Here is a 23,851-nt window from a genome sequence, read left to right as displayed (position 1 = left end):
CATTTGACAAGTGCACGCTGTTGAGTTCTCAAGGATCGGATGCTCCCAGCCCTGCGACTCCCGCCGCAGCCCTCCGGGGCAACTTCTCTATCTTATCCATCTCGCTCGGCTTGTCAATCCGACACGCCGGGGCGCTGATCGCTGTGCGTCAGGCTCCGGCTACATCGGGAAGTACCGAGGAGCTGGTCCTCCACCCTAGACCCGAGGGCCAGGCACGCTCAAGAGCGTGATCTTCGTTGTGGGGGTTGTCGTCGACCTGGGGTGGGAACCTTCCGGCTCAACCTCACCGCTTGGCGGCGACATGTGAATACATTACGCGGATGCTTCCGACGCGGCAACCCGCGTCCACTCCCGGGCGTGTCGCAGGGTCGTGGTGGCGCCCGTCACGAGACGAAAAGCCCGGCCAGGGCCTTCTTCCCGCGACGCAGGACGGACACGCGCCCGGGCAGGGTGCCCGCGACCGCGGCGTCGTCCGCGTCGACCTTGGTGCCGTCGAGCGATACCCCGCCCTGCGCGATGGCACGGCGAGCCTCGGACGCCGACGACACGAGCTTCGTCTCCACCAGCGCCTGGACCACCGGGGTGCCGGCAGGCACTTCGACGTGAGGCAGCTCCCGCAGCGCGGACGCGAGCGTCGCCGCATCCAGCGCCGCCAGGTCGCCCTTTCCGAACAGCGCCTCGGAAGCCGCGATGGCCGCGTTCGCCGCGGCAGGGCCGTGCACCGTCGTGGTGACCTCGAGGGCAAGCCGCTTCTGCGCCGCACGACGGAACGGCTCGTCGGCGACGAGCCGTTCGTACTCCTCGATCTCCGCGCGGGTGAGGAACGTGAAGACCTTGAGGCGCGCGATGACGTCGGCGTCGTCGGTGTTGAGCCAGAACTGGTACATCGCGTAGGGGCTGCACATCTCGGCGTCGAGCCAGATCGCGTTGCCCTCGCTCTTGCCGAACTTGGTGCCGTCGCTGTTGGTGATCAGCGGGGTTCCGATCGCGTGCACCGACGTGCCCTCGACCTTGTGGATCAGGTCGACACCGCTGGTGAGGTTGCCCCACTGGTCGCTGCCGCCGGTCTGCAGCACGCAGCCGTACTGGCGGTGCAGCTCCAGGTAGTCGAGCCCCTGAAGGATCTGGTAGCTGAACTCGGTGTAGCTGATGCCGGCGTCGGAGTTGAGCCGCGCGCTCACCGCGTCCTTCTTGATCATCGTGCCCACGCGGAAGTGCTTGCCGATCTCCCGCAGGAAGTCGATCGCGCTCAGCGGCGCAGTCCAGTCGAGGTTGTTCACGATGCGCGCGGCGTTGTCGCCCTCGAAGGCGAGGAAGCGCTCGACCTGCGCGCGGAGCTTCATGACCCAGTCGGCCACGGTCTCGCGGGTGTTCAGAGTGCGCTCAGCCGTGGGCCGCGGGTCGCCGATCAGGCCCGTCGAGCCGCCCACCAGCCCCAGTGGCCGGTGACCGGCAAGCTGCAGCCGCCGCATCGTGAGCAGCTGCACGAGGTTGCCCAGGTGCAGGCTCGGGGCCGTGGGATCGAACCCGCAGTAGTAGACGACGGGCGGGCCGGCGAGCAGCTCGCGCAGCGCGTCCTGGTCGGTCGACACATGGATCAGCCCGCGCCAGACGAGCTCATCCCAGACGTTGTCGAAGCTCGGGTCGATGGCGGGGACGGCCACGGTGTCTGCAGTCACGAGATCCAGCCTAGGACGTCGGCGCGCCTCACGAGCGCAGGCCCCACCAGACCAGGAACGCCGCGGCGAGCGCCTGCACCCAGCTCACCATGCTGCCGACGAGGAAGTACTCGGCGCGGTCGCCGCCGTCGCCGTCACGCGAGATCTCGGGGAACCGCACGATGCCCTTGGCGGCGATGAACGCCGCGAGCAGCGGGTAGGCAGCCGCGAGAGTGAGCCCGAACACGATCACGCGCTCGAGCGGACCGATCAGGCGGCCACCCTTCATCACCTGTCCGGGGCCGAGCTTCGGCATCGCGGTCGATTCGGCGGGCGCGGTCGGCGCGGCGGGCGCAGTCGGATCGGCAGGCGCGGTGACGTAGGACACGCGTTCGTCGGGCTCAGGGTCCGGGGCGATGTTCTCCCGCTCCAGGGCGGCGCGCACGACGACGTTCGCGGGCTCCAGCAGGTAGACGCCTGCGCCGATCATCAGAAGGACGGCGGGCAGCGAGAGCGGGCCGAGCGGCGAGGCGATCTCGACGGCCTCCGACAGGCCCCTTCCGTAGCCGGCGGGCACGAAGAGGAGGGCTATGGCGACCAGCACCCCGACGCCCACCGTCGGCCAGATCGAGGCGGGCGAGCGCCCCCGGTCGGGCATGAGCCATATCCACAGCGCGGCCACCGCCACTGCCGCGAGCCCCGCGACCAGAGCATCGGCGAGCAGAGCGATCACGAGGATGAGCACCGTGGCGGCGATCCAGCCACTGCGCTGCGCGGTCTTCCCGGCGCGGCGGAACAGCGTGCGGATCAGCGCGGCGGTGCCGACCGAGAGCAGGATGAGGCCGGCGAGGATCATGCGACCATCCTGCCCAGGGGGTCGGACATCCGCGGCCTGCCGCGCCCGACACCAGGGGTTCCCCGGCAGAACGCGCCCGCGGCCGGGATCTCGCGCGGCTGCGCCGCGGTGGCGCCTCAGAGTCCGAGCGCGTGCACCGCGTCCTGGGCGCGCGCCACGAGCTCGGCGCGCTGCTCGGCGACGCGCTGGGGAGCGGTGCCTCCTTCACCGGCACGGCTGGAGATCGAGCCCTGGATCGACAGCACGTCGCGCACATCCGCGGTCAGGTGGGTCGAGACCGAGGCGAGCAGCTCGTCATCGGCGTCCTCAAGCCCGATGCCCTGGTTCTCGCACGCGCGCACGAGCGCTCCCGAGATCTCGTGCGCCTCGCGGAAGGGCACCCGCCGCTTGACGAGCCACTCGGCGACATCCGTGGCCAGCGAGAAGCCCTGGGGCGCCAGCGCGGCCATGCGTTCGGCGTCGAAGCGCAGCGTCGCGACCATGCCCGTGAACGCCGGCAGCACGACCTCGAGCGTGTCGACCGAGTCGAACACGGGCTCCTTGTCCTCCTGCAGGTCGCGGTTGTACGCGAGCGGCAGACCCTTGAGGGTCGTGAGCAGGCCCGTGAGGTTGCCGACCAGCCGGCCGGCCTTGCCGCGCGCGAGCTCGGCGATGTCGGGGTTCTTCTTCTGCGGCATGATGCTCGACCCCGTCGAATACCCGTCGTCGAGCATCACGAACCCGAACTCGCGCGTGTTCCAGAGGATGATCTCCTCCGCGAAGCGTGACAGGTCGACGCCGATCTGCGCCGCGATGAAGGCGAACTCCGCGACGACATCTCGGGCCGCCGTGCCGTCGAGGGAGTTCTCGGCGGGCCGGTCGAGACCGAGCTCCGTCGCGACGAGCTGCGGGTCGAGACCCAGCGTCGATCCGGCGAGCGCTCCCCCGCCGTACGGCGACACGGCGGCCCGGACGCGCCAGTCGCGCAGGCGCTCGAGATCGCGCACGAGCGGCCAGGCGTGGGCCTGCAGGTGGTGTGCGAGCAGCACCGGCTGCGCGTGCTGCAGGTGCGTGCGGCCGGGCAGGATGACGCCGGCGTGCGCGTCCGCCTGCGCCACGAGCGCGTCGATCAGGGCGAGCAGGTCCTTCGCGATCACGCGGCTGTGGTCGAGCAGATACATCCGCACCAGCGTCGCGATCTGGTCGTTGCGGCTGCGCCCGGCGCGCAGTCGCCCGCCGAGCTCGGGCCCCACCACGTCGATGAGCGCGGCCTCGAGCGCGCCGTGCACGTCCTCGTCGGCGGGACGGGCCTGGAGCGAGCCGTCCTGGATGGCGCGCGCGAGCGTGTCGAGCCCCTCGTGCATCCGCCGCTCCTCGTCGGGCTCCAGATACCCAGCCGCGGCGAGGGCCTTGGCGTGCGCGTGGGAGCCCGCGATGTCGTAGAGCGCGAGACGCCAGTCGAAATGCGTCGAGCGGCTGAGCGCCTGCAGCTCGGGCGACGGGCCCGTCGCGAAGCGCGCGCCCCACAGCGCCCCCTCGTTCGTGGCCTGCTGCTCCCCCGACCCATGATCAGTGCTCATGCCGGTCAGCCTATCGATCGTCGAGCGCGGGCCCGCGCGGCCCGGCCTGGGCGACCCATCCGACCAGCCTCTCCAAGGGCCCCCGCCCGACCAACAGCGTCCACACCGTGCAGCCGACGATCGTCGCGATCGTCATGGGCCAGAACGGTTCGGTCGCCCGGAACGCCGCGAGCTCCGATCCGTACCCCCCGATGGACGGCTGCAAGGCGGCCCACGCCACCAGCTGCGCGGTGTATGCGGTCAGCGGCATGGCTCCCACAGCGCGCAGCGGCCAGACGATCCACCGCGCGGGGGTCGCGCACAGCAGCGCGCACAGCGCGATGACCAGGATGGCGACGCCGCCCGATCCGACCGCCTCCCCCATACCGCTGGAATGGGGCACGCTCGAGAGCGCGATGCCCCACAGCGAATCCGCGGGAGCGATCAGCGCCCAGCGTCCGATCACCTCGTAGCCGACCATGGCGAGCGCGACGCCGACCATGAACAGCAACGTCGCCGTGAGCGGCTGCGAGAACGACAGACGCCCGATCCCGATGCCGGCGACCACGAACGCCGCCCACAGCAGGAACGGATAGTTCCAGCCGAGCGACTGGGCGACTGTCAGTCCCGGTTCCCGGTGCCATCCGTCCCACGAGTCGATCGCGTACACGGCGAAGGGCATCGCGATGGCGATCGCGCCCGCGGTGCCGAAGAGCACGCCGACACCCGCGCGCAGCAGCGGCAGCGCGAGCAGGAAGAGGATGGCGTACGCCGGCAGGATCACGAGCACCGGCGTCTGCAGCAGGATCAGCAGGATGCCGAGCAGCCAGATGCAGGCGGCCCGCAGCGCGATCCGGATGCGCGCGTACGCCATCCGCTGGGCGTCGAACGGCCGCCGTCCCCCCGTCACCAGCGCGAGGGAGACCCCGGCGAGCGTGGCGAACAGGATGGAGGAGCGGCCGTTGACCACGTCGGTCCACGTGGCCGGATGCGCCCACTCGAACGGGCTCGTATCCAGCAGGTGGGCGGCGAACATGCCGATCACCGCGAGCCCGCGCGCGAGGTCGATGCCGGGCTCGCGACCCGGCCCGTCGAGCCGCGCCCGACGGGTGGAGATCCGCTCTCTCAGGGCTGCCGCAGCAGCCACACCAGGAGCGCCTTCTGTGCGTGCAGCCGGTTCTCGGCCTCATCCCAGATGACGCTCTGAGGCCCGTCGATGACCTCCGCGTCGACCTCGTACCCGCGATCGGCGGGCAGGCAGTGGATGAAGATCGCCTCGCCGTCGGCGACCGACATGGTCTCCTGGGTCACCTTGTAGCCGCCGAGGTCGCGCAGACGTGCGAGCTTCTCCTCCTCCTTGCCCATCGACACCCACGTGTCGGTCACGACGACGTCGGCGCCCGCGGCCGCCTCGAGCGGATCCGTCAGCAGCGTGACCGACCCACCGGTCTCGAGCGCGATGCGGTCGGCGTCGGCGACGACGTCCTCGCGCGGCGCATATGCCTCGGGCGACGCGACACGCACGTGCATGCCTGCGGTGACACCCGCGAGCACGTAGGAGTGCGCCATGTTGCTGCGCCCGTCGCCGAAGAACGACAGCGTGAGGCCCTTCAGCTCGCCCTTGTGCTCGCGGATCGTCAACAGGTCCGCCAGCAGCTGGCACGGGTGGAAGTCGTCGCTGAGGGCGTTCACGACCGGAACGCGCGTGCCGTTGGCCATCTCCTCGAGCCCCGCCTGCGCGTAGGTGCGCCAGACGATCGCGGCGACCTGCCGCTCGAGCACGCGCGCCGTGTCGGCGGGCGTCTCCTTGCCGCCGAGCTGGCTGTTGGCGGTCGAGATGATCAGCGGCGACCCGCCCAGGTCGGCGATGCCCACGGCGAACGAGACGCGCGTTCGCGTCGACGACTTGTCGAAGATGACCGCGACGGTCTGCGGCCCCGCGAGGCTCTTGTCGGCCCAGCGGTCCTTCTTCAGCGTGGCGGCCAGGTCCAGGATCTCGGCCTGCTCGGACGGAGTGATGTCGTCGTCGCGCAGGAAGTGCCGGGTCATGCGGGGTTCTCCTCGGTGTGTGCGTCCGCGCGGCGGGCGGCCACGTCGTCGAGCGCGGCGGCGAACAGCTCGAGGAACTCCGCCACCTCCGCATCGCCGATCGTGTACGCCGGTGCGATGCGCATCGCGTCGTCGGTGGGGGCGTTGACGATCAGGCCGCGCTCGTGCGCGGCGGCGCGCACGTCAGCCGCGACGGGCGCCGTCAGACGGATGCCGATCAGCAGTCCGGCGCCGCGCGTGCCGGCGACGAGCGGCAGCGACGCCACGCCCTCTCGCAGCTGCCGACCGCGTAGAGCGACGTTCGCGAGCAGGTCGCGGTCCTGGATCTCCTGGATCACGGCGTTCGCGACCGCGCTCGCGAGCGGGTTGCCGCCGAAGGTCGAGTTGTGGGTGCCGGGATAGAACAGGTCGCTGGCGTCGCCGAACGTCACGACGGCCCCCAGGGGGAATCCTGCGGCGATGCCCTTGGCGAGCGTCATCGCGTCGGGGACGATGCCCTCGCGCTGGAACGCGAACCACTCTCCGGTGCGCCCCATGCCGGTCTGCACCTCGTCCAGGATGAGCAGCGCGCCGTGCTCGGTCGTGAGCTCGCGCGCGCGCCGGAGGTAGCCGTCCGGCAGGGGCAGCACACCGGCCTCGCCCTGGATGGGCTCCACGACGAGCGCCGCGATCCGCTCGCCGCCCGCGAAGAGCTGCTCGAGCGCCTCCAGCGTGGGGGCGATATGCGCGACCCCCGGCATCAGAGGCCGGAACGGATCCTGGTACGCGGCCTTCGGCGTGAGAGCCAGCGCTCCGGTCGATCGGCCGTGGAACGCGCCCTCCAGACTGACGATCAGGCCGTCCCGGTCGTGCAGGCGGGCGAGCTTGATGGCGGTCTCGTTCGCCTCGGTGCCCGAGTTCGCCAGGAAGACACGGCCGCGCTCGCCCGCGCCTGCCAGCTGCTTCAGCCGGGCGGCGAGCTCCAGCTGCTGCGGCGTGGCGAAGTAGTTCGACACGTGGGACAGCGTCGCCGCCTGGCGTGCGACGGTGTCGACGAACACCGGATGCGCGTGCCCGAGGGCGTTGACCGCGATGCCGCCGAGGAAATCGAGGTAGCGGCGGCCGTCGGCGTCCCACACGTGCGAGCCGTGGCCCCGCTCGAGCAGGGCGAGGCGCCCGCCCAGACTCATCAGGTCGCGCGTCGCGTCATCCTGCCAGTTCGTCTCGCGCGTCATCCTGCCGTCACCTGCGTTCCGATTCCCTTGCTCGTGAAGAGCTCCACCAGCACCGAGTGCTCCACCCGGCCGTCGATGATCGCGGCGGCGCCGACGCCGCCCTCGACCGCGTCGAGGCACGCCTGCATCTTGGGGATCATCCCCGACTCGAGCCTCGGCATCATGTCGCGCAGCTCGCCCGCTGTGAGGTGAGACACCAGGGAGTCGCGGTTGGGCCAGTCGGCATAGAGGCCGGCCACATCCGTCAGCACCACGAGCTTGCGCGCCTTGAGCGCGATCGCGAGGGCCGCGGCCGCAGCGTCCGCGTTCACGTTGAGCGACTGGCCAGGGTGATCCAGGTCGGGCGCGATGCTCGAGACCACGGGGATGCGCCCCGCGTCCAGATGATCGAGCACGGCCGACGGGTCGACCTTCACGACGTCGCCGACGCGGCCGAGGCTCTCCTCCACGCCGTCGATCACGACGCCGCGCTTGCGTCCGCTGAACAGGCCGGCGTCCTCGCCGCTCAGGCCGGTCGCGAGCGGTCCGTGCGAGTTGATCTTCGCCACGAGCTGCGGGTTGATGTGGCCCGTGAGCACCATGCGGACGACGCTAATGGCCTCGGTGCTCGTGACGCGGTAGCCGCCCTTGAACTCGCTCGGGATCGCGAGACGATCCAGCATGCTCGATATCTGCGGGCCGCCACCGTGCACCACGACCGGCCGCACGCCCACATACCGCAGGTAGGCGATGTCCTGCGCGAAGGCATCCTGCAGCTCCTCGCTGATCATCGCGTTGCCGCCGTACTTCACCACGACGATCTGGTCGCGGTACTTCTTCACCCAGGGCAGCGACTCGATGAGGGTCGCGGCCTTCGCGGCCGCCTCCTCCGGACTGGTGTCCTGCAGGTCGACGCCCTGGTTGCTGGTGTCATCGGTGCTCATGAGGCGTAGGCGCTGTTCTCGTGCACGTAGTCGTGGGTCAGGTCGTTGGTCAGGATCGTCGCCGCGGCGTCGCCCACGTGGAGGTCGATCAGCACGTGGGTCGCCTGCGGCGTGAGGTCGACCTCCTCGCGCGGGCGATCCGGTCCGCCCTTCGTGCACACGCGCACGCCGTTCATCGACACGTCCACGTCATACGGGTCGAAGACCGCCTGCGTCGTGCCGATCGCGGCGAGCACCCGGCCCCAGTTCGGATCGTTGCCGAAGATGGCGGCTTTGAAGAGGTTGTTGCGGGCGACCGAGCGACCGACTTCGACAGCGTCCTCCTCGGTCACGGCACCCGCCACCTCGATGGTGATGGCATGGCTGGCGCCCTCCGCGTCGCCCTGCAGCTTCTGCGCCAGCTCGCGGCACAGGTCGACGAGGGCCGCGGCGAACGCCGAGTCGTCGGGCGCCACGCCGCTCGCGCCGCTCGCGAGCAGCGTGACCTGGTCGTTGGTCGACATGCAGCCGTCCGAGTCGAGCCGGTCGAAGCTGACGCGCGTCGCCGCACGCAGGTGAGCGTCGGCCTGAGCCGCATCGAGCACCGCGTCGGTCGTGATCACCACGAGCATGGTGGCCAGGCCCGGGGCGAGCATGCCGGCGCCCTTGGCCATGCCCCCGATGGTCCACCCGTCGCCGGTGCGCACGGCCGTCTTCGGGACGGTGTCGGTCGTCATGATGGCGGCGGCCGCGTCGTCGCCGCCCTCCGTGCTCAGTTGCCGGATGCCCGCCTCGGTGCCCGCCAGCACGTTGGCGCGGAAGACCTCGTCACCCGACCCGATCAAGCCCGTCGAGCACACCAGCACATCGCCTGCGCTCACGCCCAGCAGCTCGGCCGCCCTCTCAGCCGTCTGGTGCGTCGTCTGGAAGCCGAACTCCCCCGTGAAGCAGTTCGCCCCGCCCGAGTTGAGCACGACGGCCTCGACCACGCCGTCGGAGATCGCCTGCTGCGACCACAGGATGGGGTTCGCCTTCGCCCGGTTCGTTGTGAACACGGCAGCGCCGGTCTTGAGCGGACCGCGGTTGACCACCACGGCGACATCCTTCGCTCCGGTCGACTTCAGACCCGCGGCGACACCCGCCGCCTCGAAGCCCTGGGCTGCGGTCACACTCACGGCGCCACTCCGTTCACGCTGAGGGCTCGACCTTCGGGGAGGTCGAGCGCGATGTTCATCGACTGGATCGCGGCTCCCGCCGTGCCCTTGGTCAGGTTGTCCACGGCGGTGACGATGACGACTCGTCCGGCCGCGCGGTCGACCGCGAGCCCCATGACCGCCGTGTTCGCGCCGATCACATCGGCTGTGCGCGGCATCCGCCCCTCGGGCAGCACGTGCACGAACATCTCGTCGCCGTACGCCGCCTCCCACGCCTCGCGGATCTGCGCGTCGGTCGCGTCGTTCGCGATGCGCGCCGTGGTCGTGGCAAGGATGCCGCGCGCCATCGGCACGAGCACCGGGGTGAACGACAGCCGGATGTCGCCCGTCGCGCCGGCGGCTCGCAGAGCCTGCGCGATCTCCGGGATGTGGCGATGCGAGCCGCCCACGGCGTAGGGATTCGCCGAGCCGAGGATCTCGCTCGCCAGCAGGTGAGGCTTGAGGCTCTTGCCGGCGCCCGAGGGGCCGACCGCCAGCACGCTGACGATGTCGGACGGGTCGATGACGCCGGCCGCGACGCCCGGCGCGAGACTCAGGCTCACGGTCGAGGCGTTGCAGCCCGGCGCCGCGATGCGGTCGGCACCGATCAGGAGATCGCGCTGCTTCCCGTCGCCCACGGGGAGCTCGGGCACGCCGTAGGTCCACGCCTCGTGGAAGTCGCCGCCGTAGAACGCGTCCCAGTCGGCGCGGCCGGTGAGCCGGTGGTCGGCGCCGCAGTCGATGACGAGCGAGACATCCGTCAGTGCATCCGTGTACTGACCCGACTGGCCGTGAGGCAGCGCGAGGAAGACGATGTCGTGCCCCGACAGGACCTCGGGGGTCGTGTCCTGCAGCGTGAGGTGCGCGAGCGAGCGCAGGTGCGGCTGGTGCGCGATGAGCGGCTGCCCGGCGTTGGAGTGCGCGGTGACCGTGCGGATCTCGACGTCGGGATGGTCGGCGAGCAGCCGCAGCAGCTCGCCTCCCGCATAGCCAGAAGCGCCGGAGACGGCGACCGAGTAGGTCATGTTTCCACCTTATTGTCCGAGGGAGTCTGCTTCTTCACGGCGACACCGCTCGGCCCGTGGGCCGGCTCGACCGCGCTCAGGCGCGGGAGCGTCGCGGCGTCGCCGAGATTCGGCGGCCGCGGGGACGTCGGCGCAGGACGATGCCCCGGAAGGGGTGGGTGGTCGCCTGGCCGGTCGGCATGCCGCGAGCGTAGCAGAACGTCCCCACCGGCATGTCCCCGGCCCCCGCGAGGATGGACGCATGATCACCACCATCGCCGTATCCGGCTACCGCTCGCTGGTCGACCTGGTGCTGCCCCTCGGCCGTGCGACGGTGGTGACGGGGCCCAACGGCTCGGGCAAGAGCAGCCTCTATCGCTCGCTGCAGCTGCTGGCCGCCGCCGCGAACGGCGCCACGATCTCCGCGATCGCCGCCGAGGGCGGCTTCGACTCGGTGCTGTGGGCCGGCCCCGAGACTCCGCGGGCGGGCGTGGTGCAGGGCACGGTCCGCAGCCGCCCGGTATCGCTGCGCCTGGGCTACGCCGCCGATGAGCTCGGTTACCTCGTCGGCCTCGGCCTGCCACAGGCCGACAGCCGCTCGGTGTTCGCCCGCGACCCGGAGATCAAGCGCGAGCAGGTCTTCGCCGGCGGCTTCGCCAGACCCGCGACGCTGTTGGTCGACCGCGACCGAGCGGGGGTACGGGTGCGCGACACCGCGTGGCGCAGCCTCGGCCAGCCGCTCGCGCCGCACGAGTCGATCCTGATGGAGATCGCCGACGCCGAGGCGACTCTCGAGCTGCTCACCCTGCGACGCACGCTGTCGCGGTGGCGCTTCTACGATCATTTCCGCACGGATCGCGACTCGCCCGTCCGGCAGCCGCAGGTCGGCACGCGCACCGCGTTCCTCGCCCACGACGGCGTCGACCTCGCGGCCACGTGGGCCTCGTCGGCGGATGCCGGGCGACGCGATGCGCTCGACCGTGAGGTCGCACGCGCCTTTCCGGGCGCCCGCGTCGCCGTCCAGAGCACGACGGGGCGCTTACGCCTCACGATGCACCAGCGAGGGCTGCTGCGACCGCTCGAGGCGTCTGAGCTCTCCGACGGCACGCTGCGCTACCTGCTGCTCATCGCCGCTCTCGTGCCCGCGCGCGCCGCGCCGCTCCTCGTGCTCAACGAGCCCGAGTCGAGCCTGCACCCCGACCTCGTGGATGCGCTGGCCGGGCTGATCTCCGCCGCCAGCGCCGACATGCAGGTGGTCGTCGTGACGCACTCGCATCGACTGCGCGACGCGCTGGTGTCAGCGGGCGCCGATGCGGTCGCCTTGGAGTCGGATGGGCTCGGCACCCGCGTAGCGGGGCAGGGAGCGCTCGACCGACCCGCGTGGCGATGGCCGTCACGCTGATGCCGTGACGGCGCGCCTTCGGCGGCGTAGCCTCATCGAGCATGGGCGAGACACGGGAGCCGGATCGTTCCGCCGAGCGTCGCGAGATGCTCGAGTGGCACCTGGAGGCGCGCGGGATCCGGGATCGCCGCGTGCTCGAGGCGATGGCGCACGTACCGCGCGAGCTGTTCGTTCCCGCGGCAGCCGCGGCGGAGGCCTACGCCGACTCTCCGCTCGCGATCGGGCACGGTCAGACCATCTCGCAGCCCTACATCGTGGCGCTGACCGCTGAAGCCGCGCGCATCGGACCCGGCGACCGCGTGCTCGAGGTGGGCACCGGCTCGGGTTACGCCGCTGCCGTCTACGCCGCGATGGGCGCCGAGGTCTGGTCCATCGAGTACGTGCCCGAGCTGGCGCAGGATGCGCGGCGCGCGCTGACGGCGGCCGGATTCGCGAGCGTCGGCGTCGTGACCGGCGACGGCACGCTCGGCCTGCCGGAGCGGGCGCCGTTCGACGCGATCCTGGCGGCCGCCGCAGGGCCGGACATCCCGGGCCCCTGGATCGAGCAGCTGACCGATGGCGGTCGCATCGTGATGCCGCTCGAGCGCCATGCCGGCTGGCAGCAGCTGGTGCGCGTCACGCGACTGGGCGACGACGTCACGATGGACGACCTCGGCGCCGTGCGCTTCGTCCCGCTCCGCGGCGCCCACGGCACCGGCTAGCCCTCTTCCACCGCGAGAATCCAGCTGTGCGCTGAGAATGCCGGCCCCCGTGCATCCTCAGCGTGCAAGTGGATTCTCGTGGGCGAGGGGATCACTCGTGCACCGGACGACGCGAGGGCATGTTCGTCCACAGTGAGCCGCGGGGCCGTCTGCGGGCGCACAGACGCGGCACTCTTGCCGCATGCGTCGCCCAGACCAGCTCTCCCTCCGCCCCTGCCCGGTTCCGCTGCTGCGGCAGGCAGACGCGGCGGTGCGTCTCGACGTCGCGCACCGCCGCGGCGATGTGCATCGCGTGGCGCGAGGCGTGTTCGCGCCGACCGACCCGTGGAGCCGGCTGACGCGGTGGGATCGCTATCTCGCGCGCGTGCCCGCGCACGCGCTCACCCATCCTGACGCGGTGTTCGCCCTCGAATCGGCTGCGGTGCTGCTCGGAGTGCCCGTCGCGGGAGCCCTCGACGAGGTGCATGTGCTCTCGGATGGCACAGCAGGTCGCCTGGTCGCCGGCGTGCGCACGCACGTGACGCGTGACCGTCGCGACCTGCGCACGGTGGACGGGCTCATCCTGCTGTCGCCGGAGGAGACGGCGGTCGACCTGGCGCGGATGCGCCACCGCGCTGTCGGCTTGATGGCCGCAGATGCCGTGCGCCTGCTGGATCGCCCCCACCCGGATGTGTTGATCGCGCGGAACGAAGCGCGCGCGAGCAGCCGGGGTCGGGACGCCGCCCGGTGGGCTCTGTCCCGCGCCACTCCGCTCGCCGAGAGCGCGCTGGAGTCGGTCAGCCGGGCAGCCGTGGAGTGGCTGGGATACCCGCCTCCCGACCTGCAGGTGATCTTCCGCGCGGACGACGGCACACCGCACCGCGCGGACATGTACTGGCCGGACGACGACGTCATCGGCGAGGCCGATGGGCGGGTGAAGTACGACGGCACGCTAGGCGACGGCGGGAAGCGCCTGTGGGACGAGAAGCAACGCGAGGACGCGCTGCGGCGACGCGTCGCCGGGTTCGCCCGCTGGGGTCACGAGCACGTGATGAGAGTCGATCCCCTCGACACCATCCTGCGCTCAGCGGGACTGCGGCACATCCATCCGCGCGAGTCCGGCCCGCTGCTGACTCTGCGCCGCGCCCTCACCCCTCGACAATCCAGTTCCACGCCGAGAATGCGGGGCTGACCGCATTCTCGGCGTGAACATGGATTGTCGCGGCCGGGTTACTCGCGGAGCGCGGCGCGGTGACGCTCGGCCGCGAGGGCGACGCCGGCGAGCTTCGCCTCGGTCGCCTCGGCCGCGGTGAGCGTGCGGTCGGGAGCGCGGAAGCGCAGCGCGAACGTCAGGCTCTTGGAGCCGTCCGGGATGCCGCTGCCGCGGTAGTCGTCGACGAGCCGCACGCTCTCGAGCAGCTCGCCGGCGCCGTCGACGAGCGCGCGGCGCAGCTCGGCCGCCGGCAGCGCGGCGTCGACCACGAGCGACACATCCTGCGTCGCAGCCGGGAACGTCGAAAGCGACGCGACGGTGACGCGCTCCCCCGCGAGCGTCAGCAGCGCGTCGAGGTCGAGCTCGGCCACCGTCACCCGGCCCGGCAGGTCTGCCTCGGCGGCGACCGCGGGCAGCAGCTCGCCGACGTAGCCGACCTCGGAACCGGCGACTGTCAGGACGCCCGTGCGCCCGGGGTGCAGCGCGGCGCGCTGCGACTGCGCCACCTCGATCTCGACGCCCGCGGCAGCCGCGACGACACGCACCGCGTCGAGGGCCACCTCAAGGCCGGCCGCCTCGGCCTCCCGGCCCGGCTGCTTCGGCGCCACGGCACCCGCCAGCAGCAGAGCGACATGGCGAGGCTGGGGCGGGATCGACGCGTCGAGGCGCGCGAGCGTCTCCGCGTCGGGCCGCACCGCGAGCGGGGGGATGGTCGCGGTGCCGTACTCGACCCCGGGCTTCGGCAGGAAGACCGTCCCGAGCTCGAACAGCGCGAGGTCGGTGTGACCACGCGACACGTTGCGGTGCGCGGTCTGCAGCAGTCCCGGGATGAGCGAACGGCGCAGGAACGGCACCTGACCGTCGAGCGCGTTCGCCAGCCGCACGCTGGGCAGGTGCTCTCCCGACGGCGATCCGTGCAGGTCGTTCTGCTCCTCCGACGTGAAGGGGAACGACGGCGTCTCGACGAACCCGGCGGCGGCCAGTGCGTTCGCGACGCGACGACGGCCCTGCTGCGCCGGTGTCAGACCACGGCCCGACGGCGGAGTCGGCAGCACGGAGGGGATCTTGTCCACCCCGTCGATGCGTGCGACCTCCTCGGCCAGCGTCCACTTGTCGGTGAGGTCGGGACGCCACGACGGCGGTGTGACCGACCAGCCGTCGGGCGTCTCGGCGACGTCGCACCCGATCATCGTCAGTGTCTCGGCGATGCGGGCGGCTGTGTAGTCCACGCCCACGAGGCCCTGCACGAAGCCGGCCGGCAGCCCGATCGCCGTGCGCTCGTACGCCGCGCCCAGGGCGCTGCCGAGCGGGTCGACCGCGCCTCCCGCGAGCTCCACCATGAGGTCGGCCACACGCTGCGCCGATGCGGCCGGCAGCAGCGGGTCGACGCCGCGCTCGAAGCGACGCGACGCCTCGCTCGGCAGCTTGTGGCGCCGGGCCGTGCGCGCGATCGACACGGTGTCGAACACCGCGGCCTCGATCAGCACATCGGTCGTCGTCGCGCCGATCTCGGTCTTCGCGCCGCCCATCACGCCGGCCAGGCCGATGGGGCCCGAGTCGTCGGTGATCAGGAGGTCCTCGGTGGAGAGCTTGCGCACCTGGCCGTCGAGCGTCTCGAGGGTCTCGCCCTCGGTCGCACGGCGCACGGTGATGCCGCCGGTGAGCTTGTCGAGGTCGTACCCGTGGATCGGGCCGCCGAGTTCGAGCATCACGTAGTTCGTGATGTCGACCAGCAGCGAGATCGACCGGATGCCTGCCAGCGTCAGGCGCGCGATCATCCAGGGCGGTGTCGGGCGCGAGGGGTCGACGCCCCGCACCACGCGCGTGACGAACTCGGTCACGCCGCTGCGGCCGCGGATCGGCGCCCGGTCGTCCACGACGACCGGGAAGCCCGTTCCCGACCCGAGGTCGTCGCGCAGCGCCGGGTCGCGGAAGGCGGCGCCGGTCGCGTGCGAGTATTCGCGCGCCAGACCGCGGATCGACATGGCGTAGCCCCGGTCGGGCGTGACGTTCACGTCGACCGCGACGTCGTCGAGACCCAGCAGGGCGATGGCGTCGGTGCCGGGTTCGGGATCCAGCCCCAGCTCGACCAGGCGCAGGATGCCGCTGTGCTCGTCGCCGAGCCCCAGCTCGCGTGCGGATGCGATCATGCCGTCCGACACGTGGCCGTACGTCTTGCGCGCGGCGATCGGGAACGGCCCAGGCAGCACCGCGCCGGGCAGGGTGACGACGACCTTGTCCCCCTCGAAGAAGTTGCCGGCACCGCACACGATGCCGCGCGGCTCTGCCTCGCCGACGTCCACCTGGCACCACCGGATGGTCTTGCCGTTCTTCTGCGGCTCGGCCTCGAACGAGATCACCCGGCCGACGACCACGGGGCCGGTCACCTCGAAGCGGAAGACGTCCTCCTCCTCGAAGCCGACCGACACGAGGGCCGCGAGGACATCCTCCGGTGTCGCCTCGGCCGGAACATCCACGTACTCACGCAGCCACGACAGCGGGACGCGCATCACACCACCATCCCGAACTGCTCGCTGAAGCGCACATCGCCCTCGGCCATGTCGCGCATGTCCTGCACGTCGCTGCGGAACATCAGAGCCCGCTCGATCCCGATCCCGAAGGCGAAGCCCGAATACACCTCGGGGTCGATGCCCGCTGCCCGCAGCACGTTGGGATTGACCATGCCGCACCCGCCCCACTCGATCCAGCGCGCCCCGCCCTTGAAGGTCGGGTGCCACAGATCGAACTCGGCCGACGGCTCGGTGAATGGGAAGTAGTTGGTGCGCAGGCGCGTCTTGGCCTCGTCCCCGAACAGCGCCTTGGCGATGTGGTCGAGGGTGCCCTTGAGGTGCGCCATCGTGATGCCCTTGTCCACCACGAGGCCCTCGGCCTGCGTGAACACGGGCAGGTGCGTCGCGTCGAACTCGTCCGTGCGGTACACGCGGCCGGGGCACAGGACATAGATCGGCAGGTCGCGCTCGAGCATCGACCGCACCTGCACGGGCGACGTGTGCGTGCGCATCACCAGGTGCCGGGCGACCGGGTCGACGAAGAACGTGTCCTGCATCTGGCGCGCCGGGTGGTCCTCGTCGAAGTTCAGCGCGTCGAAGTTGTACCACTCGTGCTCGAGCTCGGGGCCCTCCGCGATCTCCCAGCCCATGCCGACGAACACATCGCTGATCTGCTCCTGCAGCACGCTCATCGGATGGCGGGCGCCGACGCGCGTGCGCGAGGCCACCGCCGTGATGTCGACGCGCTCGGCCTCCAGCCGTGCGGCCGTCTCGGCCTCGGCCAGCTCGGCTTCCCGCGCGGCGAGCGCCTGGTTCACGCGTCCGCGCGCTCCGCCCACGAGCTTGCCGAACTCGGCCTTGCGATCGTTCGGCACGTGGCGCATCTGCGCGTTCAGCGCGGCGAGGGCGGAGCCCTCCCCCGCGTGCGCGGAGCGGACGGCCTTCAGGGCCGCGGTGTCGGGGGCGTCGGCGATTGCCGCGAGCGCGGCCTCGACCGCGGCCTCCACCGCCTCGCCGCTGATCACAGGACCAGGGATCTCGGGAACGTCAGGCACGAGAACCGAGTCTAACCGGGCAGGGCAGCCCGGCCCGCCGCCGCGAGGGCCGGGTCACCCCGACTGGCCGGCGGCCGGACCGCCGCGATCCGCCGTGCGTGCGAGCTCCGCCGCATCCTGCACGCCGATGATGGCGGTGTTGGTGCCCTCGTGCAGGCGAGGTGCGATCGCCTCCTCGGCCGCCCGCACGCGGGGCGACTTCTTCATCCGCTTCTCGATCAGGCGGGCGACGCCCGACAGGATCAGGCACAGCCCGATGTAGATGGCGCCCACGATGATGGTGGACTGGATGATCGGCGAATCGAGCGTGGCGGCCGATCCGAGGCGCTTGGCGAAGAACAGCAGCTCCTCGTACGTGATGATGAAGCCGAGCGCGGTGTCCTTCAGCGTCACGACGAGCTGCGACAGGATGACCGGCATCATGGCGCGGATCGCCTGCGGCAGCAGGATCAGGCGCATGACACCCGACTTGCGAAGGCCGATCGCGTAGCCGGCCTCGCGCTGGCCCCGCGGCAGCGCCTCGACGCCCGCCCGGATGACCTCCGCGAGAACGGAGCCGTTGTAGGCCACGAGCGCGATGACGACGACCCAGTAGCTCGGCATCCGGATGCCGAGAACGGGAAGCCCGTAGTACAGCAGGAACATCATCACGAGCACCGGCACCGCGCGCAGGAACTCGGTGACCGCGGTGACGGGCCAGCGCACCCAGGCGTGGTCAGACAGGCGGCCGACCGCCAGGACGAAGCCCACCACCAGCGCTCCGACCGCGGCGACGACGAACGCGGCGACGGTGTTGAGCGCGCCCTGCCCGATCTGCGCCCAGATGGCCGTGTAGGTGAAGGCCTCCCACTTGGAGGCCGCGAACTGACCCGTGGCGGCCAGGCGCCACACGAAGAACGCGACGACCGCGAGCACGACGAGGATCGTGGCGACTCCGAGGATCCTGTTGCGAAGGACGGCGCGAGGACCGGGGACGTCGTAGAGGACGCTGCTGCTCATCGCGCCACCATCCATCGCTTCTCGAGGGTCCGCTGCGCCCACGACAGCAGCAGGACCAGGGCCACGAAGATCACCATCACCCACAGGATCACCACGAGCTGGTTCTCACCGCGCTCGCTCAGCCAGTCGCGCATGGAGCCGAGGTTCAGCACGGAGAAGCCGGCGGCGACCGTCGTGTTCTTCAGGAGCGCGATGAACACGCTCATCATGGGCGGAATCACCGAGCGGAACGCCTGCGGCAGCACGATCAGCGTCATGACCTGCCCGAACGTCAGGCCGAGGGCGCGAGCCGCCTCCGCCTGACCCACCGGCACGGTGTTGATGCCCGAGCGGATCGTCTCGGCCACATACGTGGCGGTGTAGATGCCGAGCGCTCCGATCGCGAACAGCACCTCGTTGCCACCGCTCGCGCGCACGTCGATCAGAGTCGGGAGCGCAAAGGCGAAGCCGAAGAAGACCAGGGTCAGGGGCGTGTTGCGGATGGTGTTGACGTAGAACGTGCCGACCGCACGGGCGATCGGCACCGGGGACACGCGCATCGCGCCGACGATCGTGCCGAGCACCAGCGCCAGCAGGCCGCCGCCGAAGAACAGCTTCAGCGTGCCGATCAGCGCCTCGCCCCACAGGTCGGCGTTATCGGTGATGACGCCCATGCGGCTCCTTACGCGTGTCGAGGAAGTGAGGGGATCGTGCGGGGCGGCCCGCTGGGGCCGCCCCGCACGAAGAGTCAGTCGACCTGGGGCTGCTCGGCGACGACGCCGGCCGGCTCGAGGTACTGCTCGTACAGTGCCGTCCACACGTCGTTGCCGTCGGTGAACAGGGCGTTGATGTGGTCCTTGAGCGCCGTGTCGCCGTCGGCGAGGCCCACGCCGTAGCGCTCCTCGCTGAAGGGCTCGCCCGCCAGCTTGAGCTCGTTGGGCTCGAGCGCGACGTAGCCGGCGAGGATCGCCTCGTCGGTGGTGATCGCGTCGACCTGGCCGGCCTTGAGCTGCTCGACGCACTCCGAGTACGTCTGACGCTCGGTGACCTCGCCGCTGTACTCCTCGCGGATGCGCTGCAGCGGGGTCGAGCCGGTGACCGAGCACGTGACCTTGCCCTCGAGGTCCTCGGGGCCGTTGATCGAGTCGTCGTCGGCGGCGACCAGCAGGCCCTGACCGGTGATGAAGTACGGGCCGGCGAAGTCGATGACCTCATCGCGCGCCTCGGTCATCGAGTAGGTGCCGACGTAGTAGTCGACGCCCCCGTTGATGATCTCCTGCTCGCGGTTGGCGGAGGGGATCGTCTTGAACTCGATCTGGTCCTCGCCGAAGCCCAGCGATGCCGCGATCCAGCGCGCGATGTCGACGTCGAAGCCGGTGCGCTCCTGCGTCACCGGGTCCTCGTAGCCGAGACCCGGCTGGTCGCTCTTGACGCCGATGACGATCTCGCCGGCCTCCGTGGCGCGATCGAACGTGGGGCTGCCCTCGAGCTGGACGTCGCTCGCGACCTCCCACAGAGCCTCCTCGCCGCCGCCGGCGCCGGCCGAGGCGCCGGGGTCGGTGGGCGAGCCGCTGTTGCACGCCGTCAGCGCGAGCAGGGCCGACAGGCCGAGGCCGGCGCCCGCGATGATCCGGGACTTGCGCATGTGTTTCCTCCTTGGTGGGGTGGTCCGTCCGCTTCGCGCCACGTCGCGCGTCGCGTCGTCAGTGCGTGATCAGCTTGGAGAGGAAGTCCTTCGCACGGTCGCTCTTCGGGCTGGTGAAGAACTCCTCGGGCGTCGCCTGCTCGACGATCTGGCCGTCGGCCATGAACACGACGCGGTTGGCCGCCTTGCGCGCGAAGCCCATCTCGTGGGTGACGACGATCATCGTCATCCCCTCTTTCGCCAGCGAGATCATGACGTCCAGCACCTCGTTGATCATCTCGGGGTCGAGGGCGCTGGTCGGCTCGTCGAACAGCATGACCTTCGGGCGCATGGCGAGGGCGCGCGCGATGGCGACGCGCTGCTGCTGCCCACCCGACAGCTGCGCGGGGAGCTTGGATGCCTGGTGGCCCACACCGACGCGGTCGAGAAGCGCCTGCGCCTCGCGCTCGGCGTCGGCCTTCTTCATCCCGCGCACCTTGATGGGTCCGAGCGTGACGTTCTCGAGGATCGTCAGGTGCGCGAACAGGTTGAACGACTGGAACACCATGCCGACCTCGGCACGGAGGTTCGCCAGCCCCTTGCCCTCCTTCGGTAGCTCCTTGCCGTCGATCGTGATCGTGCCGCTGGTGATGGTCTCGAGGCGGTTGATCGTGCGGCACAGGGTGGACTTGCCGGATCCGGACGGGCCGATCACGACGACGACCTCGCCCTTGTCGACGGTCAGGTCGATGTCCTTGAGGGCTTGGAAGTCGCCATAGTGCTTCTGCACGTCCTTGACGACGACGAGGGGCTCAGCCATGCGTTTCACCCTAGGGGGTGCGCACAGGGGGAACCACCAGCGCTCGCGGCGCTTTACCGACTTGTAACAGCACTGGCGCGGTTGCGCAATGGCGCGTCCCGGTGCCGGGTCGGGCGTGTCGAGGAGACCCGCGCAGCCGTCAGGCGCGGTGCGCGAATGCGCTCTCGTACAGGCAGACGCTGGCTGCCGTGGCTAGGTTCAGCGACTCAGCCCGCCCGAAGATCGGCAGCCGCAGGGCACGATCCGCGAGCCCCAGCGCGCGATCGTCGAGACCGTGGGCCTCGTTGCCGAACAGCCATCCCGTCGGCCGCGCGAGCACCCCGTCGGCGCGGGCCTCGAGCAGATCGTCGCCCTTCACGTCGGCGGCGAGCACCGTCATGCCGGCGGCGTGGGCGCGCCCGATGACATCCTCGAGCTCTCCCCCGACGGCGACGGGCAGATGGAACAGCGACCCGGTCGTGGACCGCACCACCTTCGGGTTGTACGGATCGACGGTGCGCCCCGTCAGCACCACCGCGTCGGCGCCCGCCGCGTCGGCGGCGCGGATGATGGTGCCGAGATTGCCCGGATCGCGCACCTCCTCGCAGATCGCGATGAGTCGCGGACCGGCCGCGAAGATGTCCTTGAGCGCCGTGGGGTTCTGCCGCGCGACGGCGACGAAGCCCTGCGGCGTCACGGTGTCGGCCATCGCATCGAGAACGGCCTCCGATACGAACTCCGCTTCCAGGCGCTCATCGCTCAGCAGCGTGCGCACATCCTGATGACGCTCGAGCGCCGTGGGCGTCGCGAACAGCTCGACGATCGTCTCGGGGCGGTAGGTGAGTGCCTCGCGCACCGCCTGCGGGCCCTCGAGCAGGAACAGACCGGTCTCCTTGCGCGCATTGCGCTTCGCCAGCTTGGCGACGGCTCTCACACGCGGCGACCGCGGATTCTCCAGCACCCCGTCAGTCTATGGCCGCGCTCGCACGCGGACATGACGGGCGGAAGAGGCGCGTGCGACCCGAGGGCGCACGACGGGACGGCCGATGCCCGAAGACGCAGAAGAGGGCGCCCCTCACGGGACGCCCTCTTCGAAACCGGAGGTGCTTACGCAGCCGACTTCGGCGCGTTCACGTCGGCCGGCAGCGCGGCCTTCGCGGTCGCCACCAGCGACGCGAACGTGGCGGGCTCGTTCACGGCGAGCTCGGCCAGGATGCGACGGTCCACCTGCACACCCGCGAGCCCCAGGCCCTGGATGAAGCGGTTGTAGGTGATGCCGTTCTGACGCGCGGCGGCGTTGATGCGCTGGATCCACAGGCGACGGAAGTCGCCCTTGCGCTTGCGACGGTCGCGGTACGCGTAGACGAGCGAGTGGGTGACCTGCTCCTTCGCCTTGCGGTACAGGCGCGAACGCTGGCCACGGTAACCCGAGGCCCGCTCGAGGATGACGCGACGCTTCTTCTGGGCGTTGACTGCCCGCTTGACTCTAGCCATTTCTTATCTTCCTAACGAGATTCGCGAGCTCAGCGACCCAGGAGCTTCTTGACCTGCTTGAGGTCGTTGCCCGAGATGACCTGGTCCTGGTTCAGGCGGCGCGTACGACGGCTCGACTTGTGCTCGAGGTTGTGGCGCATGCCAGCCTGCTGCTTCTTGATCTTGCCGCTGCCGGTGATCTTGAAGCGCTTCTTGCTGCCCGAGTGGGTCTTCTGCTTCGGCATCTTCTCTTCCTTCGTGAATGCGCCCCTCGGGGCGACGTTGTGTGCACCCGGCTCATGCCGGTGCCGTCGGGCGGCACCGCGGTTGAAGCGGGAGTCTGCGGGCGGTGTTACTCCGCGGCCGTGGTCTCCAGACCGGACGCCTGGCTCTTCGCCTCGCGTGCGGCCTGCTTGTTGGCAGCGCGCTGGGCGTTCTGCTCGGTCTTGACCTCGGACTTGTTCTTGTGCGGCGCGATGACCATCACCATGTTGCGGCCGTCCACCTTGGGATTGGACTCGACGGTGCCGAACTCGGCGACGTCATCCGCGAACTTCTTCAGCAGACGCACTCCCTGCTCGGGACGCGACTGCTCACGACCGCGGAACAGGATCATGGCCTTGACCTTGTCACCCGACTTCAGGAAGCCCTCGGCGCGCTTGCGCTTGGTCTCGTAGTCGTGCTCGTCGATCTTCAGGCGGAAACGGACCTCCTTGAGGACCGTGTTGGCCTGGTTGCGACGGGCCTCCTTGGCCTTCTGCGCTGCCTCGTACTTGAACTTGCCGTAGTCCATGATCTTGACGACGGGAGGCTTCGAGTTGGGGGCAACCTCGACCAGGTCGAGATCGGCCTCCTGCGCCAGACGCAGGGCGGCCTCGATGCGGACGACGCCGATCTGCTCGCCGTTGGGGCCGACGAGTCGGACCTCGGGCACGCGGATGCGCTCGTTGGTACGGGGATCGCTGATGCGGAACTCCTTGATAGGTGGGTGACGGAGAGCCACCGCGACATGCTCGTCGTCGACAGGCTCGTCAAGACGGGGTCGTGCCACGGGCGGGAGAAGAGTCAGCATCCACCCGGCAGACGTCACGCGTCGGCCTCACCCAGATCCATTCGGCGCGACGGCGCATCCTGGAACACCCGCGTGGAACGCGAGGGAGTGCATGACCCGGTAGCCTTGTAACGGCAAGCGCGGGTGGGATGTGAATCCTCTTTCGTCCGGATTCTCATCGAGAAGGTCCGGAGCCCGGGAAAGTCTAGCAGAGAGCGGCACATGAGCACCAATCCGGCACACACCCATTCCTTCGACGCGCAGCGCGAGGCGCGCTGGGAGGAGCAGGAGCGCGCCGGCTCCGACACATCGGCCGTGCGTGACATCGCGGATGTCGCGGCTGTCGAGGTCATCGGCACCGCATGCGTGCACCTGATGAGCGCCGCCGCCGTGAAGCTCGGCCTCGCGGACGAGCCCGATGCGGAAGCCGACATCGACCTCGACGAGGCGCGCAAGCTGATCAACGCCCTCGCCGGTCTCGTCACCGCCGCCGCACCGGAGATCAGCGACATGCACGCGCGCCCCATCCGGGACGGCCTGCGCTCGCTCCAGCTGCGTTTCCGCGAGATCTCGACCATTCCCGACGCGCCGGGCAAGGGCCCGGGCGAGAAGTACACCGGCCCCGTCATCTGACCGCGCGCGGGTCCGCGCC

The 23,851-nt window shown here is 70.6% G+C and carries 23 protein-coding genes; 4 read left to right on the top strand and 19 right to left on the bottom strand.

The genetic code is table 11. The annotated features are described in order from the left end of the window. Positions 1 to 383: 383 nt before the first annotated feature. The 9 genes from tyrS to argC form a co-directional block, all read right to left on the bottom strand. Entirely contained in the window at positions 384 to 1,679 is a 1,296-nt protein-coding gene (gene tyrS, locus ABTW64_RS12540) for a tyrosine--tRNA ligase (RefSeq protein WP_350622881.1), read from the bottom strand. A gap of 28 nt (positions 1,680 to 1,707) precedes the next feature. After that, on the bottom strand, positions 1,708 to 2,514 hold the full coding sequence (locus tag ABTW64_RS12535) for a hypothetical protein (protein WP_350622879.1): 807 nt from the start codon (positions 2,512 to 2,514) through the stop codon (positions 1,708 to 1,710). Positions 2,515 to 2,630: 116 nt separating this feature from the next. Next, positions 2,631 to 4,073, bottom strand: coding sequence for an argininosuccinate lyase (argH, locus tag ABTW64_RS12530; RefSeq protein WP_350622877.1), 1,443 nt, complete (start codon positions 4,071 to 4,073; stop codon positions 2,631 to 2,633). Positions 4,074 to 4,083: 10 nt separating this feature from the next. Next, complete coding sequence (locus ABTW64_RS12525; protein WP_350622875.1) at positions 4,084 to 5,199, bottom strand: heparan-alpha-glucosaminide N-acetyltransferase domain-containing protein; 1,116 nt, start codon at positions 5,197 to 5,199, stop codon at positions 4,084 to 4,086. Further along, complete coding sequence (gene argF, locus ABTW64_RS12520) at positions 5,178 to 6,101, bottom strand: ornithine carbamoyltransferase (RefSeq protein ID WP_350622873.1); 924 nt, start codon at positions 6,099 to 6,101, stop codon at positions 5,178 to 5,180. The genes ABTW64_RS12525 and argF overlap by 22 nt, the downstream gene beginning before the upstream one ends. Then, a complete protein-coding gene (locus ABTW64_RS12515) occupies positions 6,098 to 7,315 on the bottom strand; it encodes an acetylornithine transaminase (RefSeq protein ID WP_350622871.1) in 1,218 nt (405 codons plus the stop codon). Before ABTW64_RS12515 ends, argF begins: the two co-directional genes overlap by 4 nt. Beyond that, a complete protein-coding gene (gene argB / locus ABTW64_RS12510) occupies positions 7,312 to 8,238 on the bottom strand; it encodes an acetylglutamate kinase (RefSeq protein WP_350622869.1) in 927 nt (308 codons plus the stop codon). The genes ABTW64_RS12515 and argB overlap by 4 nt, the downstream gene beginning before the upstream one ends. Beyond that, complete coding sequence (argJ, locus tag ABTW64_RS12505; protein WP_350622867.1) at positions 8,235 to 9,392, bottom strand: bifunctional glutamate N-acetyltransferase/amino-acid acetyltransferase ArgJ; 1,158 nt, start codon at positions 9,390 to 9,392, stop codon at positions 8,235 to 8,237. The genes argB and argJ overlap by 4 nt, the downstream gene beginning before the upstream one ends. Next, on the bottom strand, positions 9,389 to 10,435 hold the full coding sequence (argC, locus tag ABTW64_RS12500) for an N-acetyl-gamma-glutamyl-phosphate reductase (protein ID WP_350622865.1): 1,047 nt from the start codon (positions 10,433 to 10,435) through the stop codon (positions 9,389 to 9,391). Before argC ends, argJ begins: the two co-directional genes overlap by 4 nt. Before the next feature lie 241 nt (positions 10,436 to 10,676). On the opposite strand from argC, the gene ABTW64_RS12495 reads away from it, so the two are divergent. The 3 genes from ABTW64_RS12495 (at position 10,677) to ABTW64_RS12485 (ending at position 13,688) form a co-directional block, all read left to right on the top strand. Continuing rightward, positions 10,677 to 11,816 carry an AAA family ATPase gene (locus tag ABTW64_RS12495; protein WP_350622863.1) on the top strand — a complete coding sequence of 380 codons (1,140 nt, stop codon included), beginning with the start codon at positions 10,677 to 10,679 and terminating at the stop codon, positions 11,814 to 11,816. A 41-nt stretch (positions 11,817 to 11,857) separates the two neighbouring features. Further along, on the top strand, positions 11,858 to 12,517 hold the full coding sequence (locus tag ABTW64_RS12490) for a protein-L-isoaspartate(D-aspartate) O-methyltransferase (RefSeq protein ID WP_350622861.1): 660 nt from the start codon (positions 11,858 to 11,860) through the stop codon (positions 12,515 to 12,517). Positions 12,518 to 12,698: 181 nt separating this feature from the next. After that, positions 12,699 to 13,688: a hypothetical protein gene (locus tag ABTW64_RS12485; protein ID WP_350622859.1), complete on the top strand. Its 990-nt coding sequence runs from the start codon at positions 12,699 to 12,701 to the stop codon at positions 13,686 to 13,688. Between the two features lie 38 nt (positions 13,689 to 13,726). Here ABTW64_RS12485 and pheT read toward each other — a convergent pair whose 3' ends face one another. The 10 genes from pheT to infC form a co-directional block, all read right to left on the bottom strand. Next, on the bottom strand, positions 13,727 to 16,219 hold the full coding sequence (gene pheT, locus ABTW64_RS12480) for a phenylalanine--tRNA ligase subunit beta (RefSeq protein ID WP_350622857.1): 2,493 nt from the start codon (positions 16,217 to 16,219) through the stop codon (positions 13,727 to 13,729). Continuing rightward, positions 16,219 to 17,274 (bottom strand): phenylalanine--tRNA ligase subunit alpha, encoded by a 1,056-nt coding sequence (pheS, locus tag ABTW64_RS12475; RefSeq protein WP_350622855.1) that lies wholly within the window; start codon positions 17,272 to 17,274, stop codon positions 16,219 to 16,221. The genes pheT and pheS overlap by 1 nt, the downstream gene beginning before the upstream one ends. A 54-nt stretch (positions 17,275 to 17,328) precedes the next feature. After that, entirely contained in the window at positions 17,329 to 18,273 is a 945-nt protein-coding gene (locus ABTW64_RS12470; RefSeq protein ID WP_350622853.1) for an amino acid ABC transporter permease, read from the bottom strand. Next, positions 18,270 to 18,926, bottom strand: coding sequence for an amino acid ABC transporter permease (locus ABTW64_RS12465; protein ID WP_350622851.1), 657 nt, complete (start codon positions 18,924 to 18,926; stop codon positions 18,270 to 18,272). The genes ABTW64_RS12470 and ABTW64_RS12465 overlap by 4 nt, the downstream gene beginning before the upstream one ends. A gap of 74 nt (positions 18,927 to 19,000) precedes the next feature. Continuing rightward, positions 19,001 to 19,897, bottom strand: a complete 897-nt coding sequence (locus ABTW64_RS12460; RefSeq protein ID WP_350622849.1) for a glutamate ABC transporter substrate-binding protein — start codon at positions 19,895 to 19,897, stop codon at positions 19,001 to 19,003. A 58-nt stretch (positions 19,898 to 19,955) separates the two neighbouring features. Beyond that, positions 19,956 to 20,696, bottom strand: a complete 741-nt coding sequence (locus ABTW64_RS12455; RefSeq protein WP_350622847.1) for an amino acid ABC transporter ATP-binding protein — start codon at positions 20,694 to 20,696, stop codon at positions 19,956 to 19,958. A 139-nt stretch (positions 20,697 to 20,835) separates the two neighbouring features. Further along, entirely contained in the window at positions 20,836 to 21,636 is an 801-nt protein-coding gene (locus ABTW64_RS12450; RefSeq protein WP_350622845.1) for a TrmH family RNA methyltransferase, read from the bottom strand. Positions 21,637 to 21,782: 146 nt separating this feature from the next. After that, complete coding sequence (gene rplT / locus ABTW64_RS12445; RefSeq protein ID WP_203135696.1) at positions 21,783 to 22,169, bottom strand: 50S ribosomal protein L20; 387 nt, start codon at positions 22,167 to 22,169, stop codon at positions 21,783 to 21,785. Between the two features lie 29 nt (positions 22,170 to 22,198). Beyond that, a complete protein-coding gene (gene rpmI / locus ABTW64_RS12440; protein ID WP_221859612.1) occupies positions 22,199 to 22,393 on the bottom strand; it encodes a 50S ribosomal protein L35 in 195 nt (64 codons plus the stop codon). A gap of 107 nt (positions 22,394 to 22,500) precedes the next feature. Next, positions 22,501 to 23,151, bottom strand: a complete 651-nt coding sequence (gene infC, locus ABTW64_RS12435; protein WP_502892337.1) for a translation initiation factor IF-3 — start codon at positions 23,149 to 23,151, stop codon at positions 22,501 to 22,503. Between the two features lie 270 nt (positions 23,152 to 23,421). Here infC and ABTW64_RS12430 point away from each other — a divergent pair, with 270 nt between their 5' ends. Next, on the top strand, positions 23,422 to 23,832 hold the full coding sequence (locus ABTW64_RS12430) for a DUF1844 domain-containing protein (protein ID WP_350622841.1): 411 nt from the start codon (positions 23,422 to 23,424) through the stop codon (positions 23,830 to 23,832). Positions 23,833 to 23,851: the final 19 nt, after the last annotated feature.

The organism is Microbacterium sp. NPDC096154, from assembly GCF_040302945.1.
GTDB lineage: Bacteria > Actinomycetota > Actinomycetes > Actinomycetales > Microbacteriaceae > Microbacterium.
This window is presented reverse-complemented; position numbering and strand designations above follow the sequence as displayed.

Bases quoted from the DNA above. Each gene is read 5' to 3' on its own strand.
- ABTW64_RS12535 (WP_350622879.1), bottom strand. From the start codon at position 2,514: ATGATCCTCGCCGGCCTCATCCTGCTCTCGGTCGGCACCGCCGCGCTG.
- argH (WP_350622877.1), bottom strand. From the start codon at position 4,073: ATGAGCACTGATCATGGGTCGGGGGAGCAGCAGGCCACGAACGAGGGG.
- argF (WP_350622873.1), bottom strand. From the start codon at position 6,101: ATGACCCGGCACTTCCTGCGCGACGACGACATCACTCCGTCCGAGCAG.
- ABTW64_RS12515 (WP_350622871.1), bottom strand. From the start codon at position 7,315: ATGACGCGCGAGACGAACTGGCAGGATGACGCGACGCGCGACCTGATG.
- argB (WP_350622869.1), bottom strand. From the start codon at position 8,238: ATGAGCACCGATGACACCAGCAACCAGGGCGTCGACCTGCAGGACACC.
- argC (WP_350622865.1), bottom strand. From the start codon at position 10,435: ATGACCTACTCGGTCGCCGTCTCCGGCGCTTCTGGCTATGCGGGAGGC.
- ABTW64_RS12495 (WP_350622863.1), top strand. From the start codon at position 10,677: ATGATCACCACCATCGCCGTATCCGGCTACCGCTCGCTGGTCGACCTG.
- ABTW64_RS12490 (WP_350622861.1), top strand. From the start codon at position 11,858: ATGGGCGAGACACGGGAGCCGGATCGTTCCGCCGAGCGTCGCGAGATG.
- ABTW64_RS12485 (WP_350622859.1), top strand. From the start codon at position 12,699: ATGCGTCGCCCAGACCAGCTCTCCCTCCGCCCCTGCCCGGTTCCGCTG.
- pheT (WP_350622857.1), bottom strand. From the start codon at position 16,219: ATGCGCGTCCCGCTGTCGTGGCTGCGTGAGTACGTGGATGTTCCGGCC.
- ABTW64_RS12470 (WP_350622853.1), bottom strand. From the start codon at position 18,273: ATGAGCAGCAGCGTCCTCTACGACGTCCCCGGTCCTCGCGCCGTCCTT.
- ABTW64_RS12465 (WP_350622851.1), bottom strand. From the start codon at position 18,926: ATGGGCGTCATCACCGATAACGCCGACCTGTGGGGCGAGGCGCTGATC.
- ABTW64_RS12460 (WP_350622849.1), bottom strand. From the start codon at position 19,897: ATGCGCAAGTCCCGGATCATCGCGGGCGCCGGCCTCGGCCTGTCGGCC.
- ABTW64_RS12455 (WP_350622847.1), bottom strand. From the start codon at position 20,696: ATGGCTGAGCCCCTCGTCGTCGTCAAGGACGTGCAGAAGCACTATGGC.
- rplT (WP_203135696.1), bottom strand. From the start codon at position 22,169: ATGGCTAGAGTCAAGCGGGCAGTCAACGCCCAGAAGAAGCGTCGCGTC.
- rpmI (WP_221859612.1), bottom strand. From the start codon at position 22,393: ATGCCGAAGCAGAAGACCCACTCGGGCAGCAAGAAGCGCTTCAAGATC.
- ABTW64_RS12430 (WP_350622841.1), top strand. From the start codon at position 23,422: ATGAGCACCAATCCGGCACACACCCATTCCTTCGACGCGCAGCGCGAG.